The organism is Acidilutibacter cellobiosedens (genome assembly GCF_004103715.1).
Taxonomy (GTDB): domain Bacteria; phylum Bacillota; class Clostridia; order Tissierellales; family Acidilutibacteraceae; genus Acidilutibacter; species Acidilutibacter cellobiosedens.
Genome location: NZ_CP035282.1, coordinates 176,385 through 190,864, shown reverse-complemented (window position 1 = coordinate 190,864; position 14,480 = coordinate 176,385). Strand labels below are relative to the sequence as shown.

Annotated in this window: 11 protein-coding genes, 1 tRNA gene and 1 other RNA gene; 7 read left to right on the top strand and 6 right to left on the bottom strand. The window is 31.6% G+C overall.

Translation table 11 applies throughout. The features are described from left to right. Positions 1-974: 974 nt before the first annotated feature. Positions 975-2,048 (bottom strand): radical SAM/SPASM domain-containing protein, encoded by a 1,074-nt coding sequence (locus EQM13_RS01020; RefSeq protein ID WP_128751666.1) that lies wholly within the window; start codon positions 2,046-2,048, stop codon positions 975-977. Between the two features lie 197 nt (positions 2,049-2,245). Beyond that, positions 2,246-2,383, bottom strand: coding sequence for a hypothetical protein (locus EQM13_RS18115; protein ID WP_161567135.1), 138 nt, complete (start codon positions 2,381-2,383; stop codon positions 2,246-2,248). Between the two features lie 1,374 nt (positions 2,384-3,757). Between EQM13_RS18115 and EQM13_RS01015 the strand changes: the two genes are divergently transcribed. Together EQM13_RS01015 and ffs are read left to right on the top strand one after the other, a co-directional pair. Then, positions 3,758-3,849 (top strand) — tRNA-Ser (locus tag EQM13_RS01015). A gap of 12 nt (positions 3,850-3,861) precedes the next feature. Further along, positions 3,862-4,126, top strand: an RNA gene (gene ffs / locus EQM13_RS01010) — signal recognition particle sRNA large type. A gap of 64 nt (positions 4,127-4,190) precedes the next feature. Here ffs and EQM13_RS01005 read toward each other — a convergent pair. The 4 genes from EQM13_RS01005 to EQM13_RS00990 are packed head-to-tail and all read right to left on the bottom strand — an operon-like array spanning position 4,191 to position 8,151. Then, on the bottom strand, positions 4,191-4,631 hold the full coding sequence (locus EQM13_RS01005; RefSeq protein WP_114219417.1) for a flagellar export chaperone FliS: 441 nt from the start codon (positions 4,629-4,631) through the stop codon (positions 4,191-4,193). Between the two features lie 13 nt (positions 4,632-4,644). Continuing rightward, the gene (locus tag EQM13_RS01000; RefSeq protein ID WP_128751665.1) at positions 4,645-5,550 is read right to left on the bottom strand and encodes a flagellin N-terminal helical domain-containing protein; all 906 of its coding nucleotides are present in this window, start codon (positions 5,548-5,550) and stop codon (positions 4,645-4,647) included. Next, complete coding sequence (locus tag EQM13_RS00995) at positions 5,537-5,737, bottom strand: hypothetical protein (RefSeq protein ID WP_128751664.1); 201 nt, start codon at positions 5,735-5,737, stop codon at positions 5,537-5,539. The genes EQM13_RS01000 and EQM13_RS00995 overlap by 14 nt, the downstream gene beginning before the upstream one ends. Positions 5,738-5,739: 2 nt before the next feature. Further along, positions 5,740-8,151: a DUF6240 domain-containing protein gene (locus EQM13_RS00990; protein WP_128751663.1), complete on the bottom strand. Its 2,412-nt coding sequence runs from the start codon at positions 8,149-8,151 to the stop codon at positions 5,740-5,742. Between the two features lie 133 nt (positions 8,152-8,284). On the opposite strand from EQM13_RS00990, the gene EQM13_RS00985 reads away from it, so the two are divergent. The 5 genes from EQM13_RS00985 to clpB all read left to right on the top strand — a co-directional run bounded on the left by EQM13_RS00985 (position 8,285) and on the right by clpB (position 14,464). After that, complete coding sequence (locus tag EQM13_RS00985) at positions 8,285-8,728, top strand: YaaR family protein (protein WP_128751662.1); 444 nt, start codon at positions 8,285-8,287, stop codon at positions 8,726-8,728. Between the two features lie 25 nt (positions 8,729-8,753). After that, the gene (locus EQM13_RS00980; RefSeq protein WP_071139911.1) at positions 8,754-9,050 is read left to right on the top strand and encodes a phasin family protein; all 297 of its coding nucleotides are present in this window, start codon (positions 8,754-8,756) and stop codon (positions 9,048-9,050) included. Between the two features lie 42 nt (positions 9,051-9,092). Beyond that, complete coding sequence (locus EQM13_RS00975) at positions 9,093-10,679, top strand: ABC1 kinase family protein (protein WP_240662975.1); 1,587 nt, start codon at positions 9,093-9,095, stop codon at positions 10,677-10,679. A gap of 240 nt (positions 10,680-10,919) precedes the next feature. Further along, positions 10,920-11,864: a DnaJ C-terminal domain-containing protein gene (locus EQM13_RS00970; protein ID WP_128751661.1), complete on the top strand. Its 945-nt coding sequence runs from the start codon at positions 10,920-10,922 to the stop codon at positions 11,862-11,864. Between the two features lie 11 nt (positions 11,865-11,875). Beyond that, positions 11,876-14,464, top strand: a complete 2,589-nt coding sequence (clpB, locus tag EQM13_RS00965) for an ATP-dependent chaperone ClpB (RefSeq protein WP_128751660.1) — start codon at positions 11,876-11,878, stop codon at positions 14,462-14,464. Positions 14,465-14,480 lie beyond the last annotated feature (16 nt).

The window sequence follows — 14,480 nt, the reverse complement described above, 5'->3', positions numbered from 1 at the left end:
AATTCTTAAATATTGTTAAAAGTTGTAAATTATTCTATTAATCAACTTACTTACCGTTAGGTAATTTGTATTAAATCCATTCAACAACAGCTTAATGTTTTAAATAAAACCATTCAATCTTGTATACAGCTATTTTCACATATTTTCACTATCTTTCTAGGTGTCGATATCCACTGCCTTAAAAATTATACTATTCCTTATTAAATATTTAAGCACTACTAGAACAAGATATCAGTCAGGTGACTAGTTGATAGTACATCGATAGTACAAATGACTTATCATTAATATGGGGTATCTATCTACATGGTTGGCCCTTAAAACAAAATTATTTATTATCTTTTTATAGACGACCATGTAGATATCCTCATATTAATATGACCTTTGCTAATTTCTGAATATCACTTGTTTATTTTTTAAGATTGACAATATCTCATATTCTTATTTGTTATGAGAAATTAAGATAATAACCAATATTTTGTTTAGATAAGTCTAACTTCTTATAAAGAATAATAAAAATTTAAGTAATAAGAATAAAACAAGTTTTATCATCACAAACCTTGTCACAAAATTCAACAAAACAAGGATCATAGGTATCGCAAGGAGGAGCTAGCCCTCCACATAATAAACCTAAACATTGTACAGATTCCATATTCCTTGATGGATCTCTTATCCATTCCATATAAATACCCCCGTTTAGTTTATTAGTATTTATTATTTGAAGCTCTAAAAGTTTTTAAATAATTATAATTATTTGGAGTTATGATTTAATCCTGGTGTACATAATTATAATTAATTTTATTAGAATTGCTATTTTTTAGCAACTTTTTAATTTTTAAACTATAAAGTGATATTCATAATCAGCAATAGACAATCCCATTTTAATCAGCAAAATTTTCCTTTTTTTATTTTCTATAGGTAAATTTATACATCAAAGTTCTACAGACTTTAGGAAAAAATAAGACTAAGAAAGCAAATTATACTTTCATATAATGCTCATCACAAGACTTTTCTTTATTTGTTTTTTTAATTTCATAAATTAATTTAGTAATTTCTTTGGCATTATAGCGTATAGAATTACATTTAGCGGTACCATTTTGTATAATGTGATCTGGGCACCCTCCCATACATAGAGGCAAAACATTACATTCCCTACATTCGTTATTCTCTAAAGGATTGTACAAAAGCCATTTAAGCAAATTGTTATTAAATTTAATGCCATTAAATATATTCCCTACCTTTTCCTCTACCCGTCCAATAGAATTCCAACATTTATATAAATTTCCCTTAGGATCTATTACATAGCTATTTAATGCAACTGCTCCACATATTCCTAAAACAGGTTGAGGTAATGGAACAGAATAGAAACCCCTTTGAAGTGCAATTTTATAAAAATTAATTTCTTCAATAGAAAAGTCATATGAATTAAAGCAATTTATATCATAACAAATATCATTAATTTTATCTACTGGTGCTAAATAAAAAGGAACTTTGTTTTTTATTCCAGCATCTTCAAATACCCCCAATAATTTATTTAAACTTGATACATTGTCTTTATCTATATTTATTCTAATAGTTATGGATAATTCATTATATGATTCTTGTATATTGGAAATAATCTTGTCAAAAGATCCCTTACCGTTTGATAGTTTTCTTCTTTCGTCATGTATAATTTTGGGCCCATCTATTGTTATTTGTACCCTTTTAACTTTTAATTTTTTGAGCCTATTAACATTATCCTTATTTAAATTATATCCGTTAGTAACCATAGCTGCTGTATATTTTACCTTATCTCCACATAATTTCAAAAATTCCTGAGTTAAATAATCAATGGTATCTATTGCTAAAAGTGGCTCACCACCATACCACATAACTGTTAAGGTAGATATATTAGCAATATACTGTTTTACAAATTTTATCACTGCATCTTGCGTTTCCTTATCCATAGTAGTATAACGATATCCATCTTCATAGCAATAAACACAATTAAAATTGCATTTTAAAGTTGGAGCTATTGTTAATGTTAAATGGTTTGTATTAAAGCGATACATCAATTGTTTTGAACAAATAGCTTTCCTATTAATCCTTAGATATTATGATAATAATATTACACATAAATAAGTATGACAAACCTTTTTTGATGAACAAACTCTCACTACGCAAAATGAGTCTATTTCAGCTTCATTAATAGGCTCTTCTATCCAATTCATTTTATCACCTACCCTTGAGATTTTAATTATTCAACCTATTAGTAATTAATCATACAATATTTACATGCGCACAGATATATTACACATGCTTCATCATGTTCCGGACAACCAAATCCTACATAGAGAACACAATTATCCATTGGGTCCGCTTGTGTTGGTTTTTTTATCCATTCCATTCTTTCCACCCCTTTCTAAATAAGTATATACTCTCAAAAAGTTTAAGAATTTTAAAAAAAGCCTTGAGGCTTTATGCCTGCCCTTTTATTGGTAATTCTAATATCAATATCTCAAAATACATTAGAACATTAATTTTACTTACCTCGTTTTAGGGATTAAATTTAAAAACGTTTTCCTTGATATAATATTACAAAACAAAATCTTAAATTTTTTCTATTAAAAAACTTAAAGAAACAGCTTACTAATTTAAATAAATTCATTTTCAAACTTTATCTTCTTAATTGATAACCTATTTATCCTAATCAATCCTTTATAGCCCAGCTAAAATTTAGAAACTTACTTTGATATACTTTTTTACATTGTCTAATCACTATAATATATATTTTTCAAAATTCAAATTATTCTATTTTCTAAATTAGTTATCCATCTTTATCAATAATTAGTTTTTCTTGTCACTTTTCTAGATACTATTTAGATTATATTATCTATTTAAAATATATTCAACAAAATAAATTCGTAATTTTCCAACATTTTCAACATCTATCTTCTTTTGGAAACAATATCATCATAAATATCGGCTAAAAACTAATAGCATTAATATTTTAAACAAATTTAAGGAAGCCACCAAGATATTTGTGGCGAATATTATATTTATAGTCATTATACTCTTCAGAAATGAATAAAGGTGTATAATAAATATGATGCTTTTAGGAAAATAACAAGAATGAAACATCACAAAAAGGAAAGACAGACTACACTAGATGAGTACACTCAGATTTAGAAAAATTGTATTTCAAATAGTAAAAATTATAGTAAGATAACTTTAAAATATTAGGTTTTTTATAAGCAAGTTTACATACGGATAAAAAATTATTGTAAAATGGGAAATGATGACCTGCAGGATAGCCGTGGCTAACGAAGCAAAAGTTTACCATCTGTCTAAATTGTTAATATATAAGGGAAATGGGGCAAAGTATATGACATTATAATGGCCCAAAAAATAAGATAAAGAGAACAAACAAGATGAATTAATAAAAGAATTAAGAAATACGATAAACGAATATAAGTATTCATACAACAAGAGGTTGATGACTGTTGAGATGGGTAAAAAGATAGGATTATACAAAGAATTAAGGTCAATAATAAGGATATAGAGCTAAATAATCTAAACAGCATTTACTTAAATAATTAAGATGGAAATGGTATAATAAGAAAATGAAGGACGTTAAGTTTTTGATATTTTGTTAAAACAAATCTATTGACACTATCATGAATTTTTATATCTGTTGACATATAAAAATTTCTCATGTATAATATATTTCTGTAGTTGATAAGTCATATATCAATATATAATAATATGTAGAGCAACGCACGGAGAGGTGGTTGAGTTGGTTGAAGGCGCTCGCCTGGAAAGCGGGTAGACGAGTATATCGTCTCGCGGGTTCGAATCCCGCCCTCTCCGCCATTTTAACCTTTGCCGTACTAGATGGGAAATTAGCGGTGTCCTGTACCTGCAATCCGCTATAGCAGGATTGAATTCCCGGCCTCGGCTTTTTTGCAGTAGGGTTCGCCTTAGATAAGTGGCAATGATTATTGGGCCCTGCGCAATGAAAATTTATGAACCCCGTCAGGTCCGGAAGGAAGCAGCGGTAAATAGACACTTTCATGTGCCGTAGGAAAACCTAATGTGAGTTAACTACCTAAGTAACACCTAAGGTAATAAGTCAAAGCCGGGTGTACGGCTACATAAAAAAACCTTTAGCATTATTCTTAATGTTAAAGGTTTTTATTATGCAAAATAATCTTTTATCCCTTAAAAGTTTTACCTTCTTTATAGTTATATTCCGAAACAAAATTCTTTCCATAGGTTAATCCCGCAACAACCTTCGGGTCCTCGGATTCTTCAAGCTGCATAAACCCATCATAAAGGGGTCTGACTATCTTTGCAGCGGATTCATATAAGTCCGGATTTCTGAAATTTTCAGCCTTTGTTATAAGTTTGTTTAAATAGATATATATTTCCCTTAGATTACGAGCTATCTCGGAATCCCCTTTTAAAACGGATATAAGTTCTGCTAATATATCCCTTGAATTATTATTTATGAAGTTCAAAGTTTCCCTGTCATTATTCTCTATTGCCTTAATACTGTCATTGAAATTATCTATAAGGGCTTCATAAAGAATGGCAATAAGTCCTGCAGAATTTGTACTGCCTATTCTCCTCTCCACCTCTGATCTGTTAAGCAATTAATATCATCTCCTACTGTCTTAAGAGCTGCAATACAGTCTGGGGAAGCTCGTTTGCCTGAGCAAGCATTGCCGTTCCTGCCTGCTGCAGTATATTCAGTTTCGTATATTCGGACATCTCGGATGCCATATCCACATCCTCTATTCTGGACATAGATGATGTCAAATTCTCCACAGCATTATCCGTATTTTTTATTGTATGCTCAAGACGATTTTGATAAGCTCCGAGCTTAGAACGCATATGAGCAACCTTATTAACAGCATCATTATAAAATGTTATGCACTTTTCAAATATGGGAGACGTAAGTGCTTCGCTTACTGTACATTTTCCGCTGCTGTTGATACCTGAAATCAGCATATTGTTACCTACAATATTTAATCCGCTTCCGTTTGAGTCAGTAACTGTTACATTCATATCCTTCATTTCAAGTTCTATAAATTGCCCTTCATCCGCTCCTATCTGAAGCCTTAAGGTCTGACTTTCACTTTTGCTTACTCCAAGATCTCCCTTAAGAATGGGAATGCCGTTAAATTCCGTATCCGTTGCAATCTTATTTATTTGTTCCGTTAATTCTTTAATTTCATCTGCTACTGCTCCTAAATCTTCATCCTTATACACTCCGTTTGCTCCCTGAACACAAAGCTCTCTCATCCTTTGAAGCATGGAATGAACTTCATTTAAGGCTCCTTCTGCTGTTTGAATAAGGGATATCCCGTCTAAAGAATTTCTGGAAGCCTGTTTAAGCCCATTTATCTGAGCTTTCATCTTCTGAGAGATGGCAAGCCCCGCTGCATCGTCAGATGCTCTGTTTATTCTCTTGCCTGAAGAAAGCTTCTCTAAAGTTTTTTGCATAGCCTCAGTATTGATGTTTAGTATTCTATGAGTATTTAATGCCGGAATATTATTATTTATTCTCATTGTTCTCCTCCTCAACGTTAATTTTTTCTACAAAAGATAAAGTCTCTTTCAATATTAAAAACATCTCATCCGGTACTTTGTCTATTACGTCCTTTTTTCTGTCTTCTCGGGAAATTATTTCTCCGCCGATCTTCTTTTTCTCATAAGCCCTTTTTATTTGCTTTTTTTGTACTATTCTTAATTTCACCTTTATATCTTCCTATCAATTAATTTAAAAGAATAATTTACATTCTTCTCTTTCCCCTTCTTTGACAAACCTTTTAGATTGTATCCGATACTTTCTAATTTTTCTTTTAAGATTTGAGACTTTTCTATTATTAAATCTGCCCCTTCTCCATCGATCTCGCCGAATATATTTTTACCTTGAGTTCTTAATTTAAATTTCACATCTCCCATATTCGGTGTATTGATATTTAGAAGAAAAGTCATTTTATCTTTATCTATTCCTTTTTCTCCGTCTAAAATTATCAATTGAAGATTTTCAAAATCATCTCCCAAAGCTATGGGAAATTGAATCATCAAATCTTCCTTTGAAATGAATCTTTGATTCCTCTTTAACTCCTTTATCTCATCATATAATTGGTTCTCATCCTTTTTTTCTTCCAAAGAACTTTCCAATTCCTGAAAGGCTTTCATCAGGTCTTTATATTTTTCTTTAATTTCTTCATTACCTTCTTTAATATTATCGGAAAGATCTTTACTTTTTTTCTGAAATTCTCCCACAGCTTTTTCTATTCCTTCATTCCCATAACTTGTCTCCTTTAAAAGCTTTTCTGTTAAACTTCCGAATCCTATTTTATTAGAATTAAATCCATTTAAATCATTCAATTCTTTTAAAGATAAATCCAACCCGTTTTTCATCGATGATGATAAAAGTCCGAATTCTTTTCCTTTTAAATTTTTAATGCTGTCTATAAACCTTTCCGCTTTTTGATTTTTAAAAGATTTTTTTTCGATATAGTCATTTACTTCGTACAGAGGAAGCAATTCTATATCCATTCCTTCCTTTACAGATTCTTTTACCATATTCAAAGTTAAAGAATTTTTAACTTTGAAATATTCTGCTCTTATCATATTTATACTATCATCTGAAACCTCTCCCACAGAGGATATTGTATTCCCGTCAATTTCCAATTCCTTCTTACTTTCCATTAAATGATAAAGAGATATTTGAGAAAATCTTTTTACTGCCAAGGAAACTACATCTTTATCCAAATCCCCCACTTCATTAAATATTTTAACCAGATTAGAAACCTTATCTATTACTTTTCTATTATCACCACTGATATTATTATTTTTCTCCGAAGAAATGCTCTTTAATTTATCAATATTAAAGTCTTCTCCTTTTTTAAGAAGCAATACCAAATCTTTATCATCTATTTCTTTTAACTCGTTTATCTTACTTATTACTTCTTGTACCTCTGATTTATCAGCTTTTCCTTCCGGTTCTTTTCTGATTATGGCAAGAAGGGATTTAATATCTTCTGTCAGGGGATCTATTCCTTGGTTTATAACCTTTGCAGCACTTTCCTCATTAAAGTTTTGTATCAATTGGGACAGGTTTTCTTTCATTTCCTTCATCTTATCAATATTTTCTATTTTCACATCTACATCCGAAAGAATAAAATCTCTTATAATGAGGACATTTTCTTCTGTATTGTCAATATTCAACTTGTTGATCATATTATAGATTTCTTCTGCATCTACTTCTTTTGTTATCGTAAATTCTTCATATCGTTCAGAACCAAAATTAAATTTCATCTCATTTTGGGAATAGGAATGTTTCAATTTATATAGATTATTTATATTTACCGAAATATCATCGGACATGGTAGATATTAATACCTTATTTTCTATATCCTTTAAATCATACAATTTATATACGACTTCTCTGACATTTTCAATATTTTCTTTCGTTATATCCATTCCCTCTTTATAGAGAGCAATAATGCTGTCATATATATCTTTACCCATAGTACGTCCATATATCTTTACCGCTATTTCCTCCGCATCTTTTAAATCAATACTTCTCTTTTTAAAAATTATATCCTTCAATGATATTTTTTCTTGTCCTTGGATATCCTTTAATGCTTCGACAATTTTTGATAAGGGATCTTTTTCTATATCTATTCCCTTTTTCATCAATTTAATGGCCGTGGAATAATCTATTTTTTCTATTACATCTTCCAAACATTTTTTCGAATGAAGGATGGAACTGATATTATCCTCTGTCAGAGGAATACCTTCGTCATAAAGGGACTTGAAAGCCTCCGTTGTCTCTTCTTCCTTTTCTATTCCCAGTTCATCCATCATCTGCTCAATCTTATTTACTTGTTTTTCCTCATATTCTTGGTCCACTACCTTCATCTTGCAAGACAAAATATTTTCTTTTTTAATATAGGCCGAATCTCCTATATCCTCCGGTATCTCTTCCTTTAATTTAAGAGAATAATATACGTTCTTATTCTCTACCTTAGCCTTTAATTCCACATTTTTGCCTTCTTTGGAGCATATCACTCCTTCTACATCGTAAGGAAGAGTAGGCCTCACACTATAAGCATTGAGCACATTTTCTTTTGTTTCTACCTTTATGGGATCCATGTTTTTCATCCTTTACACTTTTCTAAGATTTTTATCGACAATATTAAAATATTCTTTATATCCAACTATTTCATTCCATATTATTTGACGATAATGTATAATATAAGATAGAAGAGAGAGGAGTGATTCCTTAGTGCAGATCGAAAAAGTGGGAACAAAACATTTGGAACAGATCGAAAAAGTACAGGTGAATAAAAAGGATGATATAAACGTAGAATTCAGAGAAAAATTGGATAACATTCAGCAAGAACAGATAAGGGAAGAGCTGAAGGTAATTTTTACTCAAATTGAAAAAGAATCCTCAAAACTTCAAAATAAATTATTTATTGAAGATCTGGTTGAATATAAAAAACTTGTTAAAAAATTTCTTCATCTTACCGTCAATAACTCTCATGTATTCTTTAAAGAAAATTCTTTGGATAGAAGAGGGAGGCATAGGGTATATTCTTTAGTGAAGATGGTAGATAATGAACTCGACGAATTAACTAAAGATTTCCTGGATGTTGAAAACAACCGATTAAAAATACTAAAAAGATTAAACGACATAAAAGGATTGCTTCTGGATATATTAACATAAAATATTAAATTAGGAGGGATTGAAAGTGGAAATAAGCTTAAAAAATTTGCTTCTTGCGGGAATAGGGAGTATAGCTGTAAGTTATGAAAAGGGAACGGAAATGATTGAAAACCTTGTAAAAAAGGGAGAGCTTACAATTACTCAGGGAAAAGAATTAAACGAAGAACTTAAAAAAACAGTAGACACATACAAAAAAGATAATTTCAACAAAAATATTGATAAAGAAACATTAAAATCAGCTTTATCGGAATTGAACCTTCCCACAAAACAGGATATTGAAGAATTAAAACAGAGAATAGATAATATTGAAAAAAATAATTAATTGGGAGGTTAAAAAATACCTTGAAGAATCAGGGTATTTTTTATGAACATGGATAAATATTATACAAGAGATAGGCTAAAAGAAATTATATCTGTATTTTTAAAGCATGGATTTAAAAATAACATCAGGAATCCTAAGGAATTTCGCCGTGCTTTGGAAGACTTAGGTCCTACATTTGTAAAAATCGGTCAAATATTATCTACAAGACCTGATATCCTGCCTAAAGAATATATAGAAGAATTAAAAAATCTTCAGGATAATGTAAAATCCGAGGATTTTAATGTTATAAAAGATATTGTGGAAAAAGAACTTCAAAAACCTATAGCACAAGTGTTCCCTTATTTTGAAAAAAAACCTCTTGCTTGTGCATCTCTTTCTCAAGTCCATTTAGCAAGAACCAAATCCGAAAATATCGTAGCAGTTAAAGTGCAACGCCCTAATGTTAAAGAAAAGCTTATGGCCGATATCCATATACTTAATAAACTTACCCCTTTTATTAATTTAATTTCCCAAGGGGAAGTAATAAACGCAAAAGAAGTAATAGACGAGTTGTCCGATGCAGCAAAAAAAGAGCTGAATTTTCTGAGTGAACTCAACAACATAAATAGGTTTAACGAAAACAACAAGGATGTAAAGTATATGGCATCCCTTAAAGCCTACAAGGAATATTCCACAGATAAAGTCCTCGTAATGGATTATATAGAAGGTATCAAAATTGACAATATAAAAAAGCTTGAAGAAGAGGGATACGACCTTAAAGATATTGCGGAAAAGCTCACATATAATTATTTTAAACAGATATTTGAAGATGGATATTTTCATGCCGATCCTCATCCGGGAAATATTTTAGTTTCAAATAAAAAAATAGGGTATATCGATTTTGGCCTTATGGGAGAACTTAATAAAAATTTAAGGAAACACTTAAATGAATTCCTTAAAGGTGCTGCTAGCGAAGATATTAATTCTATGGCCAATTCTGTATTAAAGATTGGAATAAAAAGGGGACCAGTAGATATAAACAAATTCCATTCCGATATAGAAATGATGTACGATAAATATATAGGCGAATCCATGGGTGAATATGATCTCCCACAAATAATGGAAGAAATCCTTAAAGTATGTAAATCAAACAATATAGCTATGCCAAAGGATGTAGCCCTTTTGGCTAAAAGCCTAATGACAATACAGGGACTTTTAGCAAAGTTGGATAAGGATATGAATTTAATAGATATAGCCGAACCTTATGTGGCAAGCCATATCATACAGGAAAATTTAAAGGAAATCAATTCAACCAATATGTTGAAATATTTATATACTTTCCTAAAATCCAATATAGAACTATCTCCCAAAGTTTTATTGCTTATAAATCACGCCTTAGGCGGAAGAATGAAGCTTAATCTTGAATTTAAAAATATGGAAAACAGTATATCGGAATTAAACAGAATGGTGAATAGATTGATCTTTGCTATAATAGTAGCAAGCCTGGTAGTCAGCAGTTCTCTTGTCATCAATGCAGATATAGGAATTAAAATATACAATATACCCATAATCGGCCTTGTCGGATATTTAGGAGCGGCCATAGCAGGTTTTTGGCTTCTTATTTCCATATTAAAATCAGGGAAACTATGAAAAGGGCTTCTATATTGAAATATTACCATATTAATAGAAGCCTTTTTTGAAACTTACTTTGGATCACATACTAAGGTATATTATGGCTTTCCTATGGGTTATAAAAAAATATTAAAAATGGATAAAATATATTTAAATAATCTATTGATTTTTTAAATGTCAGTTATTATAATATTATTGAAAGGTCAAAGAAAGTCAAAGTTAAATCTTTTTCTCCAAGGAGTTAGGAGGTGTGTATTTATGCAATATAAGGATTATTATAAAATATTAGGTGTGGATAAGAATGCAACTCAGGATGAGATTAAGACGGCTTACAGAAAACTTGCCAAAAAATATCATCCTGATTTAAATCAAGGCGACCCTAAGGCCCAAGAAAAATTTAAAGATATAAATGAAGCAAATGAAGTTCTTGGAGATGAAGCAAAACGAAAAAAATATGATGCCTTTGGCAGTGGCTATAATTTTTCTAACGGTCAGGATTTTGACCCCTCTCAATTTGGATTTGATAATTCCGGAAAGGGGTTTAAATATACTTATACTACTGGTAATGGCGGCAATTTTGATGGTTTTAGCGATTTCTTCAATATGTTCTTTGGTGGAAATGATTCCAACATAGAAGATCTGTTTAGAGGAAATACCGGCAGAAGAAGAACTTCTTTCTACGAAGAACCCAGACAAAATTATGAAACAGAGTTAGGTATCAGTTTGGAGGAAGCCTATAATGGTGTCGAAAAACGAATATCTTTGTATATAGGAAATGAACTCAAAACTATTTCCGTAAAGATTCCAAAGGGCATACTTCCCAATAAAAAAATAAAAATCAGAGGGGAAAAAGTAGGCGTAAGGGGAGACATCTATATAAAGATAAATATATTAAATAATTCAGAATATGAAATAAAAGGTTTGGACATAATCACCAAAATTAAGCTCTTACCGTGGGAAGCAGCTTTTGGAACTAAGTTGGTAGTAAGTACGATTTCAGGAAAAATAAAAGTCAAAATTCCTGCCGGAGTTCAATCCGGTCAGAAAATAAGAATCCCCTCCAAAGGATATAAGGATATGAAAAATAATACAGGAGATTTATATATAGAAATTTTAATAGTCAATCCTAATGTTCTTTCTAAGGAGGAAGAAAAACTTTATAAGGAGTTAAAAAATATTTGCGGGTATAATCCCAGAACATAGAGGTGATATATATGGATATAAACAAATTTACCCAAAAAAGCCAAGAAGCTATACAGAGAGCACAGGAACTAACAATAAAATACGAAAATCCTCAAATTGAAGAGCTGCATCTTCATCTGGCCCTTATGACTCAAGAGGAAGGTCTGATTCCAAAAGTACTGTCTTTTATGGGAGAAAAACCATCTCTTATAACTGCTGATGTAGAGAAAGATGTTAAAAATTTGCCTAAGCAGTACGGCGACGGTTCAAGTGCCGTATATCCTTCCAGAACATTTTCAAAAATACTGTTAAAGTCAGAAGATGAATTGAAAAAATTCGGAGACGAATATGTAGGAGTAGAGCATCTTTACATTGCACTATTAAAAGAAAAAAATATTCCGTCTGAAAAAATATTTAAAAAATATAATATAAATTTGGAACGATTCTTAGAAGCATTAAAGAAAATAAGGGGAAATCAAACCATTACTTCCGATAATCCGGAAGATACCTATAATCCGTTAAAAAAATTCGGAAGAAACTTGGTAGAAGAAGCTAAAAGCGGAAAATTGGATCCTGTTATAGGAAGAGACGATGAAATCCGAAATGTGATCAGAATACTTTCCAGAAGAACAAAAAATAACCCTGTATTAATAGGAGAACCGGGAGTAGGAAAAACCGCAATAGTGGAAGGACTTGCCTTAAGAATTGTAAACGGAGATGTCCCGGAGGGCCTTAAAGAAAAGACCATATTTGCTTTGGACATGGGAGCATTAATTGCAGGGGCTAAGTATAGAGGAGAATTCGAAGAAAGATTAAAAACGGTTCTTAAAGAAGTAGAAAAATCCGAAGGGAAAATAATAATGTTCATCGATGAAATTCACAATATCGTCGGTGCAGGAAGAACGGAAGGCTCAATGGATGCATCTAATCTTTTGAAACCAATGCTTGCCAGAGGAGAGCTTCATTGTATAGGTGCCACTACTTTGGATGAGTACAGAAAATATATCGAAAAGGATGCGGCTTTGGAAAGGAGATTCCAGAAGGTGTTAGTGGATCAGCCGTCAGTAGAAGATACCATCTCCATTTTGAGAGGAATTAAAGAAAAGTATGAAATTCATCACGGTATCAGAATCTCCGATGGAGCAGTTATTGCTTGTGCTACTCTTTCCGACAAATATATAAGCGACAGGTTCCTTCCCGATAAAGCAATAGACCTAATGGATGAAGCATCTGCCATGATCAGAACGGAAATAGACAGTATGCCTGTAGAATTAGACGAAATTCGAAGGAAAATAATGCAGCTTGAAATTGAGAGAGAGGCTCTTAAAAAAGAAACCGACGAGAGTTCTCTAAAAAGACTGAAAAAGTTAGAAAAAGAGCTTTCCGAATATAAATCCGATTATGATGTAAAAAAAGCTCAATGGGAAAGTGAAAAGAAGAATATAAGAAAAGTAAAGGAAATAAAGGAACAGATAGATAAGTTAAAATGGGAGATTGAAGAAGCTCAAAGAAAATACGACTTGGGGAAGCTTTCAGAACTTAAATACGGTAAGCTCCCTGCATTGGAAAAAGAATTGGAAGTTGCCAAGAATGCCAATAAAGGCGGCGAAAGGATGTTAAAAGAAGAGGTTACCGAAGAGGAAGTCGCTGAAGTTGTTTCTAAATGGACAGGAATACCTATTACCAAATTAGTTCAAAGTGAAAGGGAAAAATTGCTGAATTTAAATAAAATCCTTCATAAAAGAGTAATAGGTCAAGATGAAGCAGTAGAAGACGTGTCTAATGCAGTCTTAAGAGCAAGGGCAGGACTTAAGGCATTAAACAGGCCTGTAGGTTCTTTTATATTTCTTGGTCCTACGGGAGTAGGAAAGACCGAACTTGCTAAGGCTTTAACCGAAGCACTCTTTGATGATGAAAGAAATATGATAAGAATTGATATGAGTGAATATATGGAAAAATTCTCTGTATCAAGACTTATCGGTGCTCCCCCGGGATATGTAGGATATGATGAAGGAGGGCAATTAACGGAAGCGGTAAGAAGAAAACCATATTCGGTGATACTCTTTGATGAAATAGAAAAAGCTCATCCTGATGTCTTTAATATACTCCTTCAGGTTCTCGACGACGGGAGACTTACAGATAATCAAGGAAGAACGGTAGATTTCAGACATACGGTCATAATAATGACATCAAACTTAGGATCTTCTTATCTGTTGGAAGGTTTAAAGGATGACGGCAGTATTTCCGAATTTGCAAAAGAAAAGGTTAACGAAGAAATGAGAAGGACTTTTAAACCTGAATTTTTAAACAGAATTGATGAAATAGTAACGTTTAAGCCTCTTCAAAAAGATGAAATATATGAAATAATTGATTTGTTAATGAATGAAATAGAAAAAAGGCTTGAAGACAGAGAAATCACTTTAAATTTAACCGGTGCCGCAAAGGAATTTGTTTTAGATAAAGCGTATTCGGTACAATACGGTGCAAGACCTATAAAAAGGTTTTTGGAAAAGAATTTGGAAACCGAGCTTGGAAAAATGATTATTAAGGGCGATATAAAGGATAAGGATAAAGTGATAATAGACGTGGACAAAAACAGTTTAGTTTTTCGTGTTGAATAATGTTAATGGGGCAGCT

Coding starts and splice junctions, on each gene's coding strand:
- EQM13_RS01020 (WP_128751666.1), bottom strand. CDS start 2,048: ATGTATCGCTTTAATACAAACCATTTAACATTAACAATAGCTCCAACT.
- EQM13_RS01000 (WP_128751665.1), bottom strand. CDS start 5,550: ATGAGAATAAATAATAATATTCCGGCATTAAATACTCATAGAATACTA.
- EQM13_RS18115 (WP_161567135.1), bottom strand. CDS start 2,383: ATGGAATGGATAAAAAAACCAACACAAGCGGACCCAATGGATAATTGT.
- EQM13_RS00990 (WP_128751663.1), bottom strand. CDS start 8,151: ATGGATCCCATAAAGGTAGAAACAAAAGAAAATGTGCTCAATGCTTAT.
- EQM13_RS00975 (WP_240662975.1), top strand. CDS start 9,093: ATGAACATGGATAAATATTATACAAGAGATAGGCTAAAAGAAATTATA.
- clpB (WP_128751660.1), top strand. CDS start 11,876: ATGGATATAAACAAATTTACCCAAAAAAGCCAAGAAGCTATACAGAGA.
- EQM13_RS00970 (WP_128751661.1), top strand. CDS start 10,920: ATGCAATATAAGGATTATTATAAAATATTAGGTGTGGATAAGAATGCA.